The following is a 21,063-nucleotide window of genomic DNA, read 5'->3' as shown; positions in this document are numbered from 1 at the left end:
CGCGTGTTGTGCCTGAAACAACACAACCCCAATTCAGCAACACCTCTTTACGCTTCTTCCCGATTGGCTGTGGCGCCAGGTCCAAAAGACCCGATGCGACGCAGCAACCCGTCATGCCTGATGACCATAGCGAGCTGGTCCCACCCCTTCCCATCCCGAACAGGACCGTGAAACAGCTCCACGCCGATGATAGTGCGGATTGCCCGTGTGAAAGTAGGTAATCGTCAGGCTCCTTATGCAGTACGTCCAGAACCCCGGTGTCTCCGAAAGAGCACCGGGGTTCTGGCGTTTACGCTTCTTCAGATGCAGGAAAACAAAAAAGCCGTCCAATGGACGGCTTTTTTCGTGAGCCCGCTTCCTCTACCGCAGGCTTATTGCGTCGCCTTCTGCACAGTTGCTGCGACCGCGGCGTCTTTCGCCAAAGCAACTTCTTCTGCGACATCCGTAAGCTGCTCTTGAGTCAGCTCTTCAAGCAGCGCCAGGTCACGTTCGATCACTTGCGGAAGATGCGCGCGCAAGAATTCGACCCACGTCTTGGTTTTCGCGTCGACGAACTTGCGCGACGGATAGAGCGCGTACACGTTCGTCTTTTGCAGTTTGTGCTTCGGCAACACGCGCACGAGCGTACCGTTGCGCAGTCCTTCAATTGCCGAGTAGACCGGGAGCATCCCGATCCCCATCCCCTCGCGTATCGCAACTGCAAGCGATTCCGCGATGTTCACCTGCACCGGTCCGTCCACTTGCATCTCGACGCTGCCCTCGGGCCCCTCGAGCGTCCATTCATGCGCCGGGAACGCCGGCGATTTCAGAATCAGACAGTCGTGATGCGAGAGATCGGCGGGGGTGCGCGGCGCACCGTGCGTATGCACATACCCAGGCGACGCGCACAGAATGCTATACGTCGAACCGAGCTGGTGCGAAACGAGATCGGAATTCGGCAGCGATGACGCCGTGACCACCGATACGTCGCTGCTGCCCTCGAAGAGATCCGGCATGCGTTGCGAAAGCGTCAGCTCGACGGTGACTTCGGGATGCAGTGCTCGATAGCGTGAAATCGCCGGCAGCACGTACTGCTGACCAATACTCGCGAAGCTATGCATGCGCAGCGCCCCAGCCGGGCGTTCGTGCGCGCAGCTTGCTTCTTCTTCCGCGCTGTCTACGTCAGCGAGAATCAGCGAGCAGCGCTTGAGATACCGCTCGCCGGCGGGCGTGAGCGCAAGCCGGCGTGTCGAGCGGTTGAGCAGACGGGTGCGCAAATGCGCTTCGAGTTCCGATACCGCGCGCGACATCGCGCCGGTGGTCGAATCCAGCGACTGAGCCGCGGCCGTGAAGCTGCCCGCTTCCACAACGCGGACGAACACCCGCATGTTTTGTAACGTATCCATCAGACCTTCTTGACCTTCTTGTTCGGTACAGAAACGATATTGTCCGCCTGTCTGGGCGCGCCATTGTTGAGTGATCTGGAACGGAGGTTCCCCGCGCGTCCCATTAATGCGGCGCAATGACGCTCCTACAATCGGCCCCTGTCTTTGTAACAGCCCGAGCGTTTGTCATGAGCCGCCAGCCTGCGATACATCGAGCGTTCGACTCGCGTCGGCGCGCGGAGATCATATGGCGCGCCGCCAGACTGGCGTTGCGCGACTGGCAGGCCAGCGACGGCGCGATCTGGATCCATCTGCTGAAAACGGTCGCGGCCGGCTTGCTTGCCATGGGCATCTCCATGCTGCTGGACCTGCCGCAGCCGCGCATCGCGATGACGACGGTGTTCGTCCTGATGCAGCCGCTCTCGGGCATGGTGTTCGCCAAGAGCTTCTATCGCATCGTCGGCACTGCGGTGGGAATGGTCGCGGCGGTGGTGCTGGGCGCCGTGTTCGTCCAGCAGCCCGAGCTCTACATACTCGGGATGACGGGGTGGGTGGCCGCGTGTACAGCCGCCGCCATGAGGAATCGCCATTTTCGCTGGTACGGTTTCGTGCTCGCCGGCTACACGGCAGCGCTGATCGGCATTCCGCTCGTGATGCAGCCCAACGGGCTCTTCCTCGCCGCACTTGGCCGCGGCGCGGAAGTGGCTGTGGGCATTCTCTGCTCGGGCATGGTCAGCGCAGTGATCGTGCCCCGGCAGTCGGGCTCGCTGCTCGATCGCACCTTGCGCTCACGCTATCTCAATTTTACTGCGTTCGCTGCAGCGGTGTTGGCTGGGCGGCTCGAAAGGGGCGCATTCGAAGGGCGATTTGCGAGTCTCGTCGACGATGTCGTCGGCTTCGAGGCCACGCGCGCTTTCTCATTTTTCGAAGATCCGACGATGCGCTCGCGCAGCGGCCTGCTTTCGCGTCTGAATTCCGAATTCATGGATGCCTGCGCGCGGCTGCATGCGTTGCGCCAGTTGCTTAAGCGACTGCATTGGAGCGACGCGGCGATCGCACCGCTCGCGCCATATTTTGACGAACTCGCCGCGCTGCTTGCACAACGGCCGAGCCGCAACGAAAGCGATCGCGCCTATGCGCGGAGGCTCGCCGATGGGCTCGAGGCCTTCCAGCGCACGCTGCCGCGTCATGTGCGCGAGACGCGGCGGCCGCTCGAACATGCGCTGCCCGAAGCGCTGCCCGACTTCGACACCTCGGCCGAACTCATCTATCGCTTTACGTCCGAGATCGTGCGCTACAGCCGCACCTGGGCATCGCTCATGGAAGCGAGTCCCGCGCAGGAGCCGCGCGCTGCGCGCTACGTGCCCCGCACGAGCTGGTACGTGGTGGCGTTCACCTTCGTGCGCACCGCCGTGGTGGTGGCGGCGCTGGGCTGGTTCTGGGTCGAAACCGACTGGCCGAGCGGCGGCCTCGCGATGATCGCGGCCGCACTCACGTGCGCGCTCACCTCGTCGGCGCCGAACGCGTCGCGCATGGCCGTGCAGATGGCGGTTGGCGCGGCCTTTGCCGCCGTGACGGGCTATCTCTTCACCTGCTACGTCTATCCCAATGTCGACGGCTTTCCGCTGCTCTGCGCGACGCTAGTCCCGGTGCTCGCCATCGGCGCCTTTCTCGCCACGCGCTCGCGCATAGCGGGCTATGGCGTCGGCTTCTCGGTGTTCTTCTGCCTGCTGGCCGGTCCGGACAATGTGATCGTCTACACGCCGGATCTGCTGGTCAACAACGGCATCGCCGTCGTCGCCGCGATGCTGGTCGCTTCGCTCGCGTTCGCGGTGGTGTTTCCGCCGCACATGAACTGGCTCGTCGAGCGCATGTGCGTAGCGTTGCGCGGCCAGGTCGTCCTGGCTTGTCATGGAGAGCTGGATGGCCTCGGGCAGCGCTTCCAGTCCGGTACGCACGATTTGATGCACCAGTTGAGGCTCTTGCTGAACGGCCGCCGCCCGGCGCACCGGCGCGCGCTGCGCTGGATGCTCGTGACGCTCGAGGTCGGGCACGCCGTGGTCGATCTGCGCAACGAGGCGCACGCGGCAGCCTGGCTGGACTGTCATGACGCGCGCTGGCCAGCGGCCCTTGCGCGTGTACAGGAGGACATCGCGCACCTTTTCGAGAATCCGGACGGGGTCGCGCTCGACCACGCGCTCAGCGCCGTGCGCGCGGCGACCTGGATCGCTCAGGAGGCGCTCGCCACTGTGCATCACGAGCGGGAGAGGCGGCACGAGGCGCAGCGGTTGTTGAGTCATCTGCACTTCATTCGCAGCGCGCTGCTCGACCGCGATGCGCCGCTCGGGCCGCTGGCGCGCCGTGCACGCCGTACGCTTTCGCCACGCAGATCGTTGAAAACACAATGAAAAAGCGGGCCCCGCGCGATCTTGCTGCAGTCTGGAAATATGCCTTCCACCCCGCCTCCTTAATCTATTCGACCCTGAGTCATATAGTCACATCACTGCTTCGCAGTACCCATTAGCACTGGAGAGTAAAATGAAGTCCCTGAAGATCGCTGTTGTTGCCTGTTCGCTGTTTGCCGCCGCCGCTGCTTATGCACAGAACGAAGCACCGGCAGCGAGCGTCCCTCAGCAGGTTGCGCAGTCCGCTGCCCCGCAGGTAGCGCAAGCGCCCGCCCACCGCGAAATCGTAAAGCCGGCAAAGAAGGATGAATGCGTCGGCCCGGTCAGCTTCTGCAATATTTATTTCGGTAGCTGAGATCGAGAGCACGCCAGCCATGTGCAGGCGCACGCTGAAATCTTGTGCCGCGACGCCTTCAAAAGGGCGCCGCGGCTTTGCGCATTGTGGCTGCACAAAAACACTGCAACAGTGTTTTGTGAAACTCACAGTGCACGACCGCCGATGCAAGACCTGAAAATAGGCACCAGGCGATCAGAGAGTTTGTGGAGACTTTGATGTACGAAGACCGTATTCGTTGTGCCGCCTTGCGCGGGAAAATCACTTCGGCTGCCGAGGCGGCCCAACTCGTGCGCAACGGCATGCGCGTTGGCGCGAGCGGCTTTACGCGCGCCGGCGACACGAAGGCCGTGCCGATCGAACTGGCGCGCCGCGCGCGCGAAGAGAAAGAGCCGCTGCGTATCACGCTGATGACGGGCGCCTCGCTCGGCCACGACGTCGATCGCATGCTGACCGAAGCGGGTGTGCTCGAGCGCCGTCTGCCGTTCCAGGTGGATTCGACGCTGCGCAAGGCAATCAACCGCGGCGAAGTGATGTTCGTCGACCAGCATCTTTCGGAAACCGTGGAGATGCTGCGCGCGAACCTGCTCGGCAAACTCGATCTCGCGATCATCGAAGCCGCAGCGATCACGGAAACCGGCGCGATCGTACCGACCACGTCGGTCGGCAATTCGGCGAGCTTCGCGATTCTCGCGGAGAAGGTGATCGTCGAGATCAATCTCGCACAGCCGCTCGCGCTCGAAGGCCTGCACGACGTGTGGATTCCTGGCCGCCGCCCGCATCGCGACCCGCTGCCGATCGTGCGTCCGCAGGACCGCGTAGGTACGACCGCAATCGAAATTCCGCCGGAGAAGATCGCTGCCATCGTCATCACGAACGAAGCGGACAGCCCCTCGACCGTGCTGCCCGCCGATGAAGAAACCGCGCGCATTGCCGGCCACCTCATCGAATTCCTGCAGCACGAAGTGAAGCACGGCCGCATGAGCGCGCAACTGCCGCCGCTGCAGGCCGGCATCGGCACGATCGCGAACGCGGTGCTTTCGGGCTTCGTGGATTCACCGTTCGAAGCACTTACGATGTACTCCGAAGTATTGCAGGACTCGACTTTCGATCTGATCGATTCCGGCAAGATGGTATTCGCTTCGGGCGCTTCGATGACGCTCTCCGCTCAGCGCCAGGCTCAGGTGCTCGCCGAGCTCGACCGCTATCGCGACAAGCTCGTGCTGCGTCCGCAGGAAGTGAGCAACCATCCCGAAGTGATTCGCCGCCTCGGCTTGATCGCGCTGAACACCGCGCTCGAGTGCGACATCTACGGCAATGTGAATTCCACGCACGTCGGCGGCACGCACATGATGAACGGCATTGGCGGCTCGGGCGATTTCGCGCGCAATGCGTCGTGCGCGATCTTCGCGACCAAGGCGATTGCGAAGGACGGCCGCATTTCCAGCATCGTGCCGATGGTGCCGCACGTCGATCACAATGAGCACGACGTGGATGTGATCGTCACCGAGCAGGGCCTGGCCGATCTGCGTGGCCTCGCGCCACGCGAACGTGCGAACCTCGTGATCGAGCGTTGCGCGCATCCGCTGTATCGCGACCTGCTGCGCGACTACTATCGCGACGCACTCAAGATCGGCGGCCAGACGCCGCACGATCTTGCGCGCGCGTATGAAATGCATCTGCGTTTCAATCAAACGGGTTCGATGCTGCCCGAAGCGACGGGCGGACTCGTCGCGAACGCATAAGGCCCCGGGCGCTCGCTATCTGGAAGCGCACAAAACAAAACGGGAGCACCGGCAACGGCGCTCCCGTTTTTCATTGATAGCGCGAATTCGCTACGCTCGTTTCACCAGGCGAATGATGAAGAGCAGAATGACCGCGCCGACAATGGCGGTAATGATCGAGCTGATGATGCCGGCGCCGATATGAATGCCGAGCACCCCGGCAAGCCAACCGCCGATGAACGCGCCGACAATGCCGACGATGATATCGACGAACAATCCGAAGCCGCCGCCTTTGACGAGAACGCCAGCGAGCCAGCCTGCAATTGCGCCGATGATGAGCCAGGCAATGATGCCGTGTTGCATATGAGTAGACTCCCCTTGTTGGCGTGAACGAATCACGGTGAGTGGAGCTTAGTCCAAGGGCGAATACGCGTCCATGAAACGCGGCCAGAATTGACAGTTGTTGAAAACTGCTGCCGATAGTTTTAAAAAGCGCAATGAATCAGAAATGCATTCGTAAGGAATGCCGGCCGATGCAATACGCAAGGCTCATTCGGGCGCGATCTCGGGTTCCGCGGCGGTCCAGCTGATGCTCGAGACGCCTTTCTCCATGCTCAGGCGGTTCGCCAGGAGCTCCAGCTTCGACTGGTACTTCGGATGCAGGCGCATCGTCGCCGTCACGCGCAGACGCGGCGGATCGCCGGCCAGGTCCTCGCTCGTGAGGCTTTGGAACGAAAGCGGCGTGGAGTACAGAGAGTTCGAAAGCAACGTACGGATATGGATTTCGTCCTCTTCGCGGCAAACCACCGTAAGCACATAAGCGCGCACGAGATCCGCATTCGAAACGGGCGACGCGTTGATGATGCGGCTCACCTCGCGCAGTACAGTATTCGTGAGCAGCACGACGGCGGTGCCGGCCACCGCCGGGCCGTAATGGCCCGCTCCGCACAGCACGCCCACGGCCGCCGAGCACCATAGCGTCGCCGCGGTATTGATGCCCTGAATCGAGCCCTTCTCGCGCATGATGACGCCGCCGCCCAGAAAGCCCACGCCAGAGACGACATAGGCCGCGATTTGCGTCACGCCGGTCGAGCCATTGCCGGTCAGCACGCCGAGCGTGACGAACAAACATGCGCCGCTTGCGACGAGCGTGATTGTGCGCAGACCGGCCGTGCGTTGGCGAATCTGGCGTTCGAGGCCGATGGCGACGCCGCAGGCGAACGCCGCGAGAAGGCGCAGGGCGAATTCGAGAGTCATCGTTTTGTCATCAAAGCGCAGGGCGGCCGCACGCCAGGCGGCTCTCGCGCAAGGCATGGCGGGTGTATCGAAACTCGCCGAGGTACATCGGGGGCTCGTGGATCATACGCGGGACGGGGCTTTGCGCCAAGCTGTCCGCGCTGTCATGTTCGAGTCAGGATCAGGCCACGGCTCGTGGGCGAAACTACTCTCATTCGTATAGAGATGGGAAGGCAGGCCGAATGAACGGGAGTTTCTGATGGATACGCTGCGCAACATGCGGGTCTTCGTGCGAGTGGTGGAGTCCGGCAGCTTCACGCGCGCTGCGGCGAGCGAAACGATGACGACCGCGCAGGTCTCGCGCGCGGTCACCGACCTGGAGTCGCGGCTGCGCACGCGGCTTCTCAATCGGACCACGCGGCGCATGTCGCTGACCGAAGCGGGCGAGCGCTATTTCCAGAGCTGCAAGCGCATTCTTGCCGACATCGAGCAGGCCGAGGCCGAAGCCGCCGCTGCGCACGCGAATCCCGCGGGGAAGCTGCGCGTATACGGCGGCACGAGTTTCGGGCAGCACTATGTCATGCCGCTCATCGCGCGTTATCAGCAGCATTTGCCGGAGGTCTCGGTCGATCTCACCATCGCTCAGCAGATGCCCGACATCATCGAGGAGGGCTTCGACGTTGCGGTCGTGGTGGCCGCCGAACTCGAGGACTCCGCGCTGATCTCCCAGCACCTGGGCAGCACCGCCGCCATTCTCTGCGCATCGCCTGCGTATTTGCATACGCGCGGCGAGCCGCAATCGTTCGACGACCTCGAGGCGCATACCTGTCTGCACCTGACCGATGCGAGCCTGCCCGCTGGCCAATGGGTTTCGGAGGGGCCGCTTGGCGAGACCTTCCGGCATACGGGCGTGACGCCGTTCCAGGTGAACAATCCCGAAGCGCTTGCGCTCGCCATACGCGAAGGCATGGGCATCGGCCCGCTGCCGGTGCCCGTGGCGCTGCCCGGTCTCGCCGATGGCACGCTGGTGCGCGTGCTGCCCACGCACACCCTGCAAAAGCTCAACATCTACGCGCTGTACGCTTCTCGCCGCTATCTGGACGCGAAGATCCGCACCTTCGTCGAGTTTCTGCGCGAGAAGGTGCCGCTCGTTCTTGCCGAGCAGGAGGCCGCGCTCGCCACATGCGACGACCCGCTTCGCGAGGTGGATGCACACGCAGGCCCACGTGGTACGCGTGCGCGTAGCGGTCGCAGCCGCGGTCACAACACGCACGATCTGGAACGTCTGCGTCTTGTGAACTGAAGCAGTTAAAGAAGTCTTCGCGAAGCGCGCGTTCGTTACGGCGCGTTTCGCGGCTGCGGATTTCAGGCGCTTCGCGACGCTACAGCGGCGATCTATCTGCGTTCCCGTGCGCTTTCGCGCGTCTCGCGCGTTGCCTGTCAATTTCGCCATATTGGCGCCAGCGACCTGCCACCGCCATTGCCTATGATGCGGCACCCGCTGGATGAACGCGTCCCCGTCTAAACCCCTCGCCTGAGTTGTCCGAAACACTGACATGTGGATTGTCAATCTCGCGCTGAAGCGACCGTACACGTTCATCGTGATGGCCATCCTGATCGTGCTGGCCACGCCGTTCGTGCTCATGTCGATGGCCACCGACGTGCTGCCGAACATCAACATCCCGGTCATCAGCATCATCTGGTCGTACAACGGCTTTTCGGCGAAGGACATGGCCGATCGCATCACCTCGGTCAACGAGCGCAGCCTCACGACCACGGTGAGCAATATCGAGCACATCGAGTCGCAGTCGCTGCCCGGCATCGCCATCATCAAGCTGTTCCTGCAGCCGGGCGCGAGCCTGCAGACCGCGATCGCGCAGGCCGTTGCATCGGAGCAGGCGCAGGTGAAGCAGATGCCGCCTGGCGCGACGCCTCCGCTCGTTATCAGCTATTCGGCTTCGAGCATTCCGGTGATCCAGCTCGGCCTGTCCAGCAAGTCGATGAGCGAGCAGGCGCTCGCCGACGTCGCGATGAACTTCCTGCGCCCGCAGCTCATTACGATTCCCGGCGCGCAGGTGCCTTACCCGTATGGCGGTAAAACGCGTGTGATTTCCGTGGATCTCGACACGCGCGCGCTCATTTCGAAGGGCCTCACGCCCGCCGATATCGTCAATGCCGTCAACGCGCAAAACCTGATTTTGCCGACGGGCACGGCCAAGCTCGGGCAAACCGAATATCGTGTGGACACCAACGCATCGCCCGATACGCTTGCCGGACTAAACCGCATTCCCGTCCAGACGGTGAACGGTGCGACCACCTATCTCGGCGATGTGGCGCACGTGCGCGACGGCTTCACGCCGCAGACGAACGTCGTGCGCCAGGACGGCCAGCGCGGCGTGCTGATGTCGATCCTCAAGAGCGGTGACGCCTCGACGCTGCAGGTGGTTGGCGCACTCAAGGACCTGCTGCCGAAGGCCCGCGACACGCTGCCTGCCGACCTCGTCGTCAAGCCGCTCTTCGACCAGTCCGTATTCGTTTCTGCCGCCGTGCAGGGCGTGGTGCGCGAAGCGCTCATCGCGGCCGTGCTGACGGCGGCGATGATCCTGCTCTTTCTCGGGAACTGGCGCAGTACGCTCATCATCGCGGTGTCGATTCCGCTGTCGATTCTTTCCTCGATCATCGCTCTCTACGCGCTTGGCGAGACCATCAACATCATGACGCTCGGCGGCCTCGCGCTCGCTGTGGGCATCCTGGTCGACGACGCCACGGTCACGATCGAAAACATCGAACGGCACCTGCATTTGGGCGCGAAACTTCACGACGGCATTCTCGAAGGCGCGGGCGAAATCGCGGTGCCCGCACTCGTTTCGACGCTGTGCATCTGTATCGTGTTCGTGCCGATGTTCTTCCTGACCGGCGTGGCGCGCTTTCTGTTCGTGCCGCTCGCGGAAGCCGTGGTGTTTGCGATGATCGCGTCGTACATCCTCTCGCGTACGTTGGTGCCGACGCTCGCCATGCTGCTGTTCGAGGGCCACGATCCCACCGCGCACGCACAGCGCGCTCAAGGCTCGCTCTTCGCGCGCATACACTGGCGCTTCAATCATGCGTTCGAGCGCGTGCGCGCCAATTACATCGCGCTATTGAGCTTGCTGCTCTCGCGCCGCAAGTTGTTTGGCGGCACGTTCCTCGCGTTTTGCCTGCTTTCGCTCGTCCTTGTGTTCTTCCTCGGCCGCGACTTCTTTCCTTCGGTCGATGCGGGCAATATTCGTTTGCACATGCGTGCGCCAACGGGCTTTCGTATCGAGGAAACCGCGCGCCTGGCCGACCAGGTGGAGCAGGTGGTTCGCGAAGTCGTACCGCCCAATCAACTCGAAACGATCGTCGACAACCTCGGCCTGCCCTATAGCGGCATCAACCTCTCGTACAGCAATGCGGGGACGATGGGCACGCTCGACGGTGAAATCCAGATCGCGCTGAAGCCCGATCACGATCCCTCGCGCGTTTATATCGACAAGCTGCGGACTTTGCTGCCGCAACGTTTTCCGGGCGTCGAGTTCTTCTTCCAGCCCGCGGACATCATCACGCAGATTCTCAACTTCGGTCAGCCCGCGGCGATCGACGTGCAGGTGGTGGGCGCGAACCTGAACCAGGATATGGCGCTTGCGAGCACGCTGCTCAAGCAGGTTCGGCAACTGCCAGGCGCTGTCGATGCGCACATCGAGCAGCGTAACGACGAGCCCGCGCTCACGCTCGCCATGGACCGCACGCGCATGCAGCAGTTGAACCTGAGTCCGCAAAACGTTGCGCAGGACGTGCTGATCGCGCTTTCGGGCAGCACGCAGACCTCGCCCGCGTTCTGGGTGAGCCCGCAGAACGGCGTGGAATATCCGCTCACGGTGCAAACACCGCAGTATCGCGAAACCTCCATGAACGAGGTGATGGGCACGCCCGTTTCCGCGCGCACGACGAACCCCAATGCGCCGCTGCAACTCGTGAGCAACCTCGTGCAGCTCAATCCGCATAACGGGCCGGCCATCGTCACGCACTACAACATCCGTCCCGTGATCGACCTGCTCGTGAGCGTGGAGGGCAGCGACCTCGGCTCAGTGGGCGTGAACATCAACGACATCATCCGGCATGTGCAGGCGCACGCGCCGCGCGGCACGACCATCACCATGCGCGGGCAAATCGGCACGATGCGTTCGTCGTACGTGGGTCTGGGCGTCGGCATTGCGATGGCGGTGGTGCTCGTGTATCTACTGATCGTCGTGAACTTCCAGTCGTGGGCCGATCCGCTCATCATCATCAGCGCGCTGCCCGCGGCGCTCGCGGGCATTGCGTGGATGCTGTTCATCACCGGCACGCACCTGAGCGTGCCCGCGCTCACCGGCGCGATCATGACCGTGGGTGTCGCGACCGCGAACAGTATTCTCGTGGTCTCGTTCGCGCGGCAGCGTCTTTCCGCTGGCGCGTCGCCGCTCGCCGCCGCGCTCGAAGCGGGCGCCACCCGCATACGCCCCGTGCTGATGACGGCGTTCGCCATGATGATCGGCATGGTGCCGATGGCGCTCGGCCTCGGCGAAGGCGCGGAGCAGAATGCGCCGCTTGGACGCGCAGTGATCGGCGGCTTGCTGTTCGCTACGGTCTCCACGCTATTGTTCGTACCTCTGATGTTTGCGACCGTGCACACGCGGCTCGCCCACCGCGCCGCCGCGAAACGCGAGCGCGAGGCGCAGCGCCGCGGTACACGAGGCGATACCCGTTAAGTCAAATTGGCCGAAGACATGAACGAACCTCACCACCATTCATCTCTCGACATCACCGTGGGCGGCGAGCAGGGCATGGACCTGCCGGCGCGCGGCCAGGCGGGCAAGCGCGCACGCTTCGCGGTGATCGTGGTCGCACTGCTGCTGGCCGCGGGCGCCACGCGCACGATCGTGTCGAACCTCATGAACGCCCACCATCTCGCCGACGTCACGAAGCAGAACGCGAAGCAGTACGTGAGCGTCGTGCAACCCGTGGCCGCGGGCTCGGATGGCCGCATCGTGCTGCCTGGCACGCTGCGCGGCTTTGTCGAAGCGCCGATCTACTCGCGCGCGAACGGCTATGTGCGACGCTGGTACGCCGATATCGGCGCGCATGTGCAGCAAGGGCAGTTGCTCGCAGAGATCGATACGCCCGAAATCGATCAGGAACTTGCGCAGGCGCAGGCGCAGCGCGATCAGGCCGCCTCGACGCTCGCGCTCGCGAAGACCTCATTCGATCGCGCACAGCAATTGCGCCAGCGCGATGCGGTCTCGCAGCAGGAACTCGACGACCGCCAGGGCGCATTCAACACGGACCAGGCGAATCTTGCTGCCGCCGATGCGAACGTGCGCCGCCTCACGGAGATGAAGTCGTTCCAGCGCATCGTGGCGCCGATCACGGGCATCATCACGCAGCGCAACGTCGATATCGGCGACCTCGTGAACGCGGGCAACGGCGGGGCGGGTCATGCGCTCTTTTCGATTGCGCAGTCCGACCCGCTGCGCCTCTATCTCGACGTGCCGCAGACCTACGCGCAGCAGGTGGCGGTTGGCCAGCACGTGAGCGTGACCGAGCAGGAGTTGCCGGGCGTGACGTTCGACGGCACCGTCACGCGCACGGCGCAGGCCATCAACGTGGCCACGCGCACGCTGGAGGCCGAAATCTCGCTGCCTAATCATGACGGCAAGCTGCTGCCCGGCGCCTACGTGCAGGCCGCCTTGCAGACGGATGCAAAAGGCTTGCTCACGGTGCCGGGCAACACGCTGCTGTTCCGCTCGGAAGGCCCGCGTCTTGCAGTCGTCGATGCAGATGGCAAGATCAAGCTCAAGCCGGTGGAAATCGCGCAGGACCTCGGGCAGACGCTCGAAATCAGCCGCGGGCTCGAGCCGACCGATCGCGTCGTGCTCAACCCGAGTGACTCGATCGCGGATGGCGACAGCGTCGTCGTGGTCGCGCCGAACAAGACCGAAGCGGCGCACGAGGCCGCCAGGCGGAGCGCGACGTGACGATGCGGCAAAACACGCAGAAATGGCCGCTCGCCTGCGTCGCGACGCTGGGCGCGCTCGGTCTCGCGGCTTGCACCGTGGGCCCTGACTATCACGCGCCGCAAACGCAAAGCCCCTCGGCCTGGCGCGTCGATTCCGCCGATTCATACTGGCACGCGGCGCAGCCTTCGCATGCGCCGCTCGATCCGCAGTGGTGGAAGGCATTCGACAACGCCGAACTCGACAGTCTCGAAACCGCGGCGCTCGCCGAGAATCAGACGCTGCGCGTGGCCGCCGCGCATTACGCGCAGGCACGCGCGACGCTCGCGTCGGTGTCGTCGCAGCAAAGCCCGCAGGTCGGGCTCGATGCGGGCCTCGCGCGCGAGCGCATTTCCGCGAACCGGCCGCTTACGAACTACGCGACGCCCAACACGTCGACCGTGCAGAATCAGGTCACCGTCGGCGCGACCGTGAGTTACGAACTGGATCTGTTCGGACGCATCCGGCGCATGGTGGAGTCCGCGCAGGCGTCGACGCAGCAGGCCGGCGACGATCTTGCCAACGCGCGCCTCGTGCTCACCGCCGAACTTGCCACCGACTATTTCGCCATGCGCGAACTCGACAACGAGATCGACGTGGTGAACCGCTCGGCGCAACTGCAGCAAAAGGCCCTCGATTTCGTGACCGCGCAGCACGATCTCGGCGCGGTTTCGGGGCTGGAACTGCTGCAGCAAAAGGCCCAGCTCGCGGCAACGCAAACGCAGGTCCATCTGCTCGAAAACCAGCGGCAGCAGGAGCAGAACGCCATTGCCGTGCTGGTCGGCAAGCCCGCGCCCGAATTCACGATCGCGCAGAAGGTTACGCCGCTGCCGGTGCCGGCGCTTCCTACCGGGCTGCCGAGCGAGCTGCTACAGCGGCGGCCCGACGTGGCCTCGGCCGAGCGTGCGATGGCCGCGGCCAATGCGCAGATCGGCGTGGCGCGTTCCGCGTACTTTCCGGACATCACGCTTTCGCCCACTTTCGGCTGGGAATCGACGCGTTTTGGCGGCCTTTTTTCCGTGCCGAGCCTGATGTGGTCGGTGGGCGCGACGGCCAGCGAGGTGCTGTTCGACGGCGGCAAGCGCGCAGCGGGCGTGGATTTCGCGCAGGCCGGCTACGAGTCGGCGCAGGCGTCTTATCGTCAGACCGTGCTCACCGCGTTCCAGGAGGTGCAAAATGCGGTAACGGGCCTCTCGGTGCTGGAACGCGCCTCGACCGATGGCCAGTCGGCCGTGGACGACGCACGCAAGTCCTTCGAACTCGCCAACGACCGCTATCAGGGCGGGCTCGTCGCGTTCATCGACGTGCTCAATGCGGAGCAACAGTTGCTTTCCAGCGAGCGCCAGGAAGTGCAGATTCACGGCCAGCAGGTCGCCACGGTGGTTTTTCTCGCGAAGGCGCTGGGCGGTGGCTGGAGCGCCGACGATCGCGAGATGGCATGCAGCGCGGGCACGTGCCGCGAAGTGCCGAAGGCCGAGGGCAGAAGCTGAGTCGACGCAAGGGCTGAAAGCGGGGCATACAAGACGTACAAGTGGGCTTGAGCGGGCCCGGCACCAGGGTATATAAAAGCGCGCAACGGCGGTCGCGAGCCGCGTCGGCCGGAACCGCCAGGGCAGCGCGCGCGAAGAGGAGGGCGGGCATGAAAGTATTGGTAATCGAAGACGAACGCAAGGTCGTGGACTACTTGCGTAGCGGACTCACGGAGCAGGGCTGGGTCGTGGACGTCGCCATGGACGGCGAGGAAGGCGCGTGGATGGCCACGGAATATGACTTCGATGTGATCGTGCTCGACGTCATGCTGCCGAAGCTCGACGGCTTCGGGGTGCTGCGCGCCGTACGCACGAAAAAGGACACGCCGGTCATCATGCTGACGGCGCGCGACCGCGTGGACGACCGCGTGCACGGCTTGCGCGACGGCGCCGACGACTATCTTACGAAGCCGTTCTCGTTCCTCGAACTCGTCGAGCGGCTGCGCGCGCTCACGCGGCGCGCACGCACACAGGAATCCACGCTGATTTCGGTCGGCGATCTGCAGGTGGATCTCATCAGCCGCCGCGCGACGCGCGACGGCGTGCGCCTCGATCTCACGGCGAAGGAATTCCAGTTGCTTTCGGTGCTCGCGCGGCGGCGCGGCGAGATTCTCTCCAAGACGCTCATCACCGAGCTGGTCTGGGACGTGAATTTCGAAAGCAATGCGAATGTGGTGGAAACGGCGATCAAGCGGTTGCGGGCCAAGCTCGATGGCCCGCACGCGGCGAAACTGCTGCACACCATACGCGGCATGGGCTACGTGCTCGAAGTGCGCGAGGAAGGAGGTCAGACGTCATGAAACGCTCGATCTCGCTGCGGCTTTCGGCGATGTTCGCAGCGGTGTCGCTCATCGTGTTCACGCTCACGGGCGCGGGCCTCTTCTTCCTGATGCAGCGTCAGCTCTTCAACGAGCTGCGCGAATCGCTCGACACGCGCGCGCGCATTGCGAGCCTGATCGTTTCGCACGCACCGGACGTGCAGAAGTGGGCCTTCGTGCAGGAAAAGCTGCGCGATCTCTCGCCTGCGGATAGTCGCATGCATTACTACGTCGAAGGCCCGGATCCGCGCTTTCGTTTCGGTACGCCCATCGTCGGCAAGATCACCGGTGACGTGGGCCCGAATCATCTGCTCGTGCGCCCGCCCGGTTGCAGCTACGACATCATCACGACGACCTTTATCGTGCCCGCTAGTGGTGACCGGCCCCAGGTGAAACTCGTGGTCGGCAGCGACTGCGTGCGCACCGAAGGCATGCTGCGGCGCTTTGGCATTGCGCTCGGCGTGCTGATCGCGCTGTCCACTATCGCGGTCGCGCTGCTGAGCCGCGCGGTGACGCGCTTCGGACTTGCGCCGCTCACGCGCCTCTCGCGCGAGGCCTCGCAGTTGAGCCCGTCGAACCGGCGCCAGCGTCTGCACTCGGACGAACTGCCCGAGGAGCTGCACGAACTCGCCACGTCGTTCAATGGTGCGCTGGAGCGTCTCGACAAGGCCTACGAGCGCCTCGAATCGTTCAACGCCGACGTGGCGCACGAGCTGCGCACGCCGGTGAGCATCCTGATTGGCCAGACCCAGGTGGCGCTCACGCGCGACCGTTCGGTCGAGCAGTTGCAACAAACGCTGCAATCGAATCTTGAGGAATTCGAACGATTGCGCGTGATCGTGAACGACATGCTGTTCCTCTCGCGCAGCGATCGCGGCGAACGCGCGACGGACCTCACGGAAGTGTCGTTGCGCTCGGAGATCGAACGCATGCTCGATTTTCTGGAAATGCCGCTGGAAGAGGCGCAGCTGCGCGTGGAAGTGCAAGGCGATGCGCGTGCATGGGTGAATACGTCGCTGATTGGCCGCGCCGTGAGCAATCTGTTCGTCAACGCGATCCAGCATTCGCAGCCCGGCACGACGCTGCGCGCCACGGTCGCGCCGCAGAACGGTCACGTCGAGATCGCCGTTTCGAATCCCGGCGAGCCGCTCGACCCGGTGACGCGCGAGCATATTTTCGACCGCTTCTACCGCATTCAGGAGGCGCGCTCGAACAGCCACGAAAATCACGGGCTCGGGCTGTCGATCGTCAAGGCCGTGGCGGAAATGCATGGTGGCACGGTATTCGTGCGCAGCGCGGACGGCGTCAACACGTTCGGGTTTTCGGTGGCGGTGGACGGCGCGGGTGCGCCCGAAGCGCCCGTTGCCGGTATCTCACGCCAAGGCCGCGCCGGGGTGCCGCTGCACGTTTCGCCCTGAAGCCGCGCTTACACGGGCTCGTCTTCCACTGGCGCGCTTTCGTTTTCGATGTTGTGCTGGTCCTTGCGCAGCAAGTCCCAGCAACTGATGAAAAGCGCAGCGACGAGCGGCCCGATCACGAAGCCGTTGATACCGATGAGCGAAATGCCGCCGAGCGTCGAGATCAGCACGACCCAGTCTGGCAGGCGCGTGTCCTTGCCCACGAGCACGGGGCGCAGCACGTTGTCCACGGTGCCGATCACGACGGAGCCGAAGACGATCAGCCCGACGCCCTTCGCCACCGCGCCCGTGGAGAGGAAGTAGATCGCAATGGGCCCCCACACGAGCGCCGCGCCCACGGCGGGCAACAGCGAGAGCAGCATCATCACGAAACCCCACAGCAGCGCGCCCTGAATCCCAAGCACCCAGAGCGCGATACCGCCCAGGCCGCCCTGCACGACCGCGACCGCCACGTTGCCCTTCACCGTTGCGCGGATCACCGTCGTGAACTTGCGTATGAGATGCAGCTTGTGCTGTTCGTCGAGCGGAATGGCGTCGCGCACGAGCCGCGAAATATCGCGGCCGTCGCGCACGAGGAAGAAGAACAGATAGAGCATCACGCCGAAGCTCACCAGAAATTGCAGCGTGTTCTGCCCGAAGGAGAGGGCACGCGTGGCGACGAACTGGCTGATCTGCGCGGCGCCCGCCGAAAGGCGCTGCTGCAGCCCCGGCAGATCCATCAGGTCGTAGCGCGCGAGCAGGTTCTGGATCGACTCGGGCAGTGCATGGACGATCTGCGTGAAGTACGCGCCGAAGTCGAGGCTGCCGCTGCGCACCTGCTGATACGCCGAGGCGACCTGCTGCACCAGGGTTGCCGTCACCAGCGTGAGCGGGAAGATCACGATGAGGAGGCAGATGGTGAGCGTAATGAGCGCGGCGACATTGCGCCGCCGCCCGAGGCGCGCGACGAGCCGGCGCTGCACGGGCTGGAAGATCAATGCGAGTATGGCGCCCCAGAGCACCGTGCTGAAGAACGGCGCGAGGATGAAGCAGAGCGCGATGGACACCGTGAACAACAGCAAATAGAACGATGTCTGGTGAAGCTGCTTGTTGCCTTCCATGTGCGATGGATTCCAGTTAAAGCGGCAGGCGGACGAACGACGGCGTCGTCCGATGATACCGGCATGGCCGCGCGGGCCGTCGGGCGCAGCGCACCCTGTGGTTCACTGTGCGCCCACGAGCCGCACGCGCGTGATTTCCGAGGGCGCGCCGAGGCGCTTCGGCGGCCCCCAGTAGCCTGTGCCGCGGCTCGTGTAGACCCACAGGCTGCCGAGCTTTTCGAGGCCCGCCGTGAACGGCTGCTGCAGCCGCACGAGGAAATTCCACGGGAAGATCTGGCCGCCGTGCGTGTGACCGGAAAGTTGCAACGTGAAGCCCGCGTCGACGGCGGCGTGGGCCGTGCGTGGCTGGTGCGCGAGCAGCACGCGTGTGTTGACGTCGGCGGGCGCGCCGCGCAGCGCTTCGGCCGGATCGCTACGGTGCGCGGGATCGAACTGGCCGCCCGTGTAGTCAGTCACGCCGGCCAGCACGAGCCTCGCGCCGCCATGCTCGATCACCACATGCTGGTTCATCAGCACGGTGAGGCCGATGCGGCGGAACTCGGCAATCCAGGCGTCCGCGCCCGAGTAGTACTCGTGGTTGCCGGTCACGAGATACACGCCGTGATGCGCGTTGAGCTTGCCGAGCGGCGCGGTATGGTCGGCGAGATGCGCCACGCTGCCGTCCACCACGTCGCCCGTGATTGCGACTACGTCGGCATCGAGCTGGTTCACGGCGCGCACGATGGCGTCGACGTAGCCGTGCTTGATCGTCGGCCCGACGTGGATGTCGCTCAACTGCACGATCGTGAAGCCGTCGAGCGCGGCGGGCAGGCCGCGAATCGGCACCTCGACGTTGCGCACGCGCGCGCGCCGCCGTGCGTTGAAGAAACCGAACCCGGACGAGAGGAACGCAAGCGCGATCACCGTGGCGGCGCTCACGGTGCGCCAGCCGGCGAGATCGATGGCCTTGGGCCACAGTGCTTCCATAGTCATCGCCGAGGCGAGCACGATGTCGCGCGCGATCGTCAGCATGAGCAGCGACGAGAAGAAGCCCATGGCGAGCATGCCGATCCAGGCGAGGCGGTCGCCGAGCGGCTGGCGCTTGAAGCGCCGCGCCAGCATGCCCGGTGGAATGAACAGCACCGAGAGCACGAGCCACAGCACCGCAAGCCACTTGCCGGCGGTGGGCACGCTCAGGTCGGGAATCAGGCGAAAGCCGACATAAACATGCAGCAGCACGCCGATGGCGATGAAGCGGACCAGAAACGAGAGTCGGGGCATGGCGGCGCGAACGGATGGGAGCGGACCGGCGTGGGCTGGCGTGCCGGGCTCGGCGCGCTGCAGCAAAGCCCAACCATCGAGGCCCGGTCGAAAACCCGGCGGACCGGGCAGTACAGGTAGGCTGCGTTGCATTTTACCGGCGCAGCAGACTTCGTGCCGAGAGATGGCGGCGGATTCGGGGTGGGCTCGCTGCGACGCATCATCAATGGCTTTATCGATAGCGCATCAACATACATGCATGCGTGTATGCATGGGCCTTGACGCTTTCTCGCCTCCGAGTGTGGCAGTGCGGCATTTCCCTGGATTGCCAGCGCGATCTCACACGTCGCACTATGTTCTCGTGGGGCCGAGCGCACTCTATTAAACGTCCATTGAATCGGCCCTTGCGATGGACTATGCTCGAAATGAGGCCCGCGCGGTTTCGGGCGCTCTGGGGGAGACGGATCATGAAAGGAATCCGGCCGGTCGCACATGGGCTGCATGAGGGTTTGCATGGTCGTCACGTCGGGCACGAGGGCAGCCATGTCATGCTGCCGATGGTCGTTCTCTCGATCATGGCCATCGCGCTGTATATCGCGGTCAAGAACATCGACATTCTCGAGATTGGCCGAAGCGCGTTGTTCGATGTCGTGATGGTGTTCGTCGCGCTCGGTATTGCGGGCATGTTCGGCGTGCTGGGCGCCTGGCTGCGATCTCGCACCACGGACGAACCCGCCGAAGGCTTCTGCTTCGTCGGCGCGCTCATCGGCGCGGCGGTGTTTTATATCGCGCTGCTTACCTGATTCGTCTGTTTGTCGTTTCTGTTGATTCGCTATCCTGCGGGATAGCGAGGGCGCGCGGCGGCCGGGTCCGCGCCATGCGAAACTGTGTGCTTTCCCGTTCGATTGAAGCACTCCCGATGTTCGATCTTTTCGACGATACGCCTGCCCCCGACGTGGCATGGCATCCGTCATGGCTCGCGCCAGAGGCGGCCGCCGAGGCGCTCGCGCGCATCATCGCCGAGGCCGACTGGCGCCAGGAACGCATTCGCACGCCCGGCGGCTGGGTAGACCAGCCGCGCCTCACGGCCTGGCAGGGCGACGAGGGTGCGGTGTACATCTACTCAGGCATCCGAAACGTCCCGCAGCCGTGGACCAGGCAGGTAGCCGAACTGCGCGACGCCATTTCGGCGCTTTGCGGCGTGCGCTTCAACAGCGTGCTGCTCAATCGTTACCGCACGGGCACGGACAGCATGGGCTGGCATGCGGACCACGAACCCGAACTCGGCCCCGAGCCGGTGATTGCCTCGCTGAGCCTCGGCGCGACGCGGCGTTTCGACTTGCGCCACAACGTGACGGGCGTGGTGCGTTCTTTTCAGTTGACGAGTGGCAGCCTGCTCGTGATGCAGGGCAAGACTCAGGCCCAATGGCGGCACCGCGTGCCAAAGGAGCCTGCGGTGAACGGCGAGCGCGTGAATCTCACGTTTCGTGTCGTAACGCCAGATTTGCGGAAATAGACGGCTGAGTCGCCGAAAATGAGTGCTAAATCGTCGCCCCTGAACAATTCGTTTTGGCCGTCATCGGCAACATCGGCGTCAGCGGGCGGATGCTCTCTGATCGACAGCGAAGAACAGGGCGATGAGAACAAGGGCGTAAAAAAGCCGCAGCTTCCTCAGGATCATCCGCAGGTTGTGACCGGCGCCGCATAGCACAGCGTGCATCGCGTCACCGAGCGCTCCCTTCAGCCAGTTCCGATCGAGTTTGCCATCTGTCTTCATGTGGCCGATGGCTGGCTCGATCGCACTGCGCCGTCTGATCATCGCTCGTAGTCTCCGCGTGATGCCTCG

General features: G+C 64.0%; 16 protein-coding genes, 1 rRNA gene and 1 pseudogene. 12 read left to right on the top strand and 6 right to left on the bottom strand.

Going from position 1 to position 21,063, the window contains the following annotated elements; all coding sequences use genetic code 11:
• Positions 1-116: 116 nt before the first annotated feature.
• A 5S ribosomal RNA gene (gene rrf / locus E1N52_RS41280) occupies positions 117-230 on the top strand.
• A 141-nt stretch (positions 231-371) separates the two neighbouring features.
• On the opposite strand, the gene E1N52_RS41275 is transcribed toward rrf, so the two are convergent.
• Positions 372-1,385 (bottom strand): LysR family transcriptional regulator, encoded by a 1,014-nt coding sequence (locus E1N52_RS41275; protein WP_133190679.1) that lies wholly within the window; start codon positions 1,383-1,385, stop codon positions 372-374.
• Between the two features lie 167 nt (positions 1,386-1,552).
• On the opposite strand from E1N52_RS41275, the gene E1N52_RS41270 reads away from it, so the two are divergent.
• The 3 genes from E1N52_RS41270 (at position 1,553) to scpC (ending at position 5,848) form a co-directional block, all read left to right on the top strand.
• Positions 1,553-3,772 (top strand): FUSC family protein, encoded by a 2,220-nt coding sequence (locus tag E1N52_RS41270; protein ID WP_133190677.1) that lies wholly within the window; start codon positions 1,553-1,555, stop codon positions 3,770-3,772.
• A gap of 130 nt (positions 3,773-3,902) precedes the next feature.
• Positions 3,903-4,124 (top strand): hypothetical protein, encoded by a 222-nt coding sequence (locus tag E1N52_RS41265; protein ID WP_028205643.1) that lies wholly within the window; start codon positions 3,903-3,905, stop codon positions 4,122-4,124.
• A 197-nt stretch (positions 4,125-4,321) separates the two neighbouring features.
• Positions 4,322-5,848 (top strand): succinyl-CoA:acetate CoA-transferase ScpC, encoded by a 1,527-nt coding sequence (gene scpC / locus E1N52_RS41260; protein WP_133190675.1) that lies wholly within the window; start codon positions 4,322-4,324, stop codon positions 5,846-5,848.
• Positions 5,849-5,938: 90 nt separating this feature from the next.
• Here the strand turns inward: scpC and E1N52_RS41255 are convergent, their stop codons facing one another.
• Both E1N52_RS41255 and E1N52_RS41250 read right to left on the bottom strand, forming a co-directional pair.
• Positions 5,939-6,190 carry a GlsB/YeaQ/YmgE family stress response membrane protein gene (locus tag E1N52_RS41255; protein ID WP_133190673.1) on the bottom strand — a complete coding sequence of 84 codons (252 nt, stop codon included), beginning with the start codon at positions 6,188-6,190 and terminating at the stop codon, positions 5,939-5,941.
• A 186-nt stretch (positions 6,191-6,376) separates the two neighbouring features.
• Positions 6,377-7,084, bottom strand: coding sequence for an MgtC/SapB family protein (locus E1N52_RS41250; protein WP_069268708.1), 708 nt, complete (start codon positions 7,082-7,084; stop codon positions 6,377-6,379).
• Positions 7,085-7,322: 238 nt separating this feature from the next.
• Between E1N52_RS41250 and E1N52_RS41245 the strand changes: the two genes are divergently transcribed.
• The 6 genes from E1N52_RS41245 to E1N52_RS41220 all read left to right on the top strand — a co-directional run bounded on the left by E1N52_RS41245 (position 7,323) and on the right by E1N52_RS41220 (position 16,878).
• Positions 7,323-8,366, top strand: a complete 1,044-nt coding sequence (locus E1N52_RS41245) for a LysR family transcriptional regulator (protein ID WP_133190671.1) — start codon at positions 7,323-7,325, stop codon at positions 8,364-8,366.
• A 253-nt stretch (positions 8,367-8,619) separates the two neighbouring features.
• Positions 8,620-11,829 carry an efflux RND transporter permease subunit gene (locus tag E1N52_RS41240; RefSeq protein ID WP_133190669.1) on the top strand — a complete coding sequence of 1,070 codons (3,210 nt, stop codon included), beginning with the start codon at positions 8,620-8,622 and terminating at the stop codon, positions 11,827-11,829.
• Positions 11,830-11,847: 18 nt separating this feature from the next.
• Positions 11,848-13,095 (top strand): efflux RND transporter periplasmic adaptor subunit, encoded by a 1,248-nt coding sequence (locus tag E1N52_RS41235; protein ID WP_133190667.1) that lies wholly within the window; start codon positions 11,848-11,850, stop codon positions 13,093-13,095.
• 2 nt (positions 13,096-13,097) lie between these two features.
• Positions 13,098-14,603, top strand: a complete 1,506-nt coding sequence (locus E1N52_RS41230) for an efflux transporter outer membrane subunit (RefSeq protein ID WP_133190681.1) — start codon at positions 13,098-13,100, stop codon at positions 14,601-14,603.
• Positions 14,604-14,752: 149 nt separating this feature from the next.
• Positions 14,753-15,442 carry a heavy metal response regulator transcription factor gene (locus E1N52_RS41225; protein ID WP_042265081.1) on the top strand — a complete coding sequence of 230 codons (690 nt, stop codon included), beginning with the start codon at positions 14,753-14,755 and terminating at the stop codon, positions 15,440-15,442.
• Complete coding sequence (locus tag E1N52_RS41220; RefSeq protein ID WP_133190665.1) at positions 15,439-16,878, top strand: heavy metal sensor histidine kinase; 1,440 nt, start codon at positions 15,439-15,441, stop codon at positions 16,876-16,878. Before E1N52_RS41225 ends, E1N52_RS41220 begins: the two co-directional genes overlap by 4 nt.
• 8 nt (positions 16,879-16,886) lie before the next feature.
• Here the strand turns inward: E1N52_RS41220 and E1N52_RS41215 are convergent, their stop codons facing one another.
• Both E1N52_RS41215 and E1N52_RS41210 read right to left on the bottom strand, forming a co-directional pair.
• Complete coding sequence (locus E1N52_RS41215; RefSeq protein WP_133190663.1) at positions 16,887-17,978, bottom strand: AI-2E family transporter; 1,092 nt, start codon at positions 17,976-17,978, stop codon at positions 16,887-16,889.
• A 102-nt stretch (positions 17,979-18,080) separates the two neighbouring features.
• Positions 18,081-19,238, bottom strand: coding sequence for a metallophosphoesterase (locus tag E1N52_RS41210; RefSeq protein WP_133190661.1), 1,158 nt, complete (start codon positions 19,236-19,238; stop codon positions 18,081-18,083).
• Positions 19,239-19,684: 446 nt separating this feature from the next.
• Between E1N52_RS41210 and E1N52_RS41205 the strand changes: the two genes are divergently transcribed.
• Complete coding sequence (locus E1N52_RS41205) at positions 19,685-20,020, top strand: hypothetical protein (protein ID WP_069268713.1); 336 nt, start codon at positions 19,685-19,687, stop codon at positions 20,018-20,020.
• 116 nt (positions 20,021-20,136) lie between these two features.
• Positions 20,137-20,733, top strand: a complete 597-nt coding sequence (locus tag E1N52_RS41200) for an alpha-ketoglutarate-dependent dioxygenase AlkB family protein (protein ID WP_133190659.1) — start codon at positions 20,137-20,139, stop codon at positions 20,731-20,733.
• A gap of 78 nt (positions 20,734-20,811) precedes the next feature.
• Here the strand turns inward: E1N52_RS41200 and E1N52_RS41195 are convergent.
• A pseudogene (locus E1N52_RS41195) lies at positions 20,812-21,063 on the bottom strand (IS5/IS1182 family transposase); the annotation flags it as partial.

This window comes from Paraburkholderia guartelaensis, assembly GCF_004353905.1.
Lineage (GTDB): Bacteria > Pseudomonadota > Gammaproteobacteria > Burkholderiales > Burkholderiaceae > Paraburkholderia > Paraburkholderia guartelaensis.
This window is presented reverse-complemented; position numbering and strand designations above follow the sequence as displayed.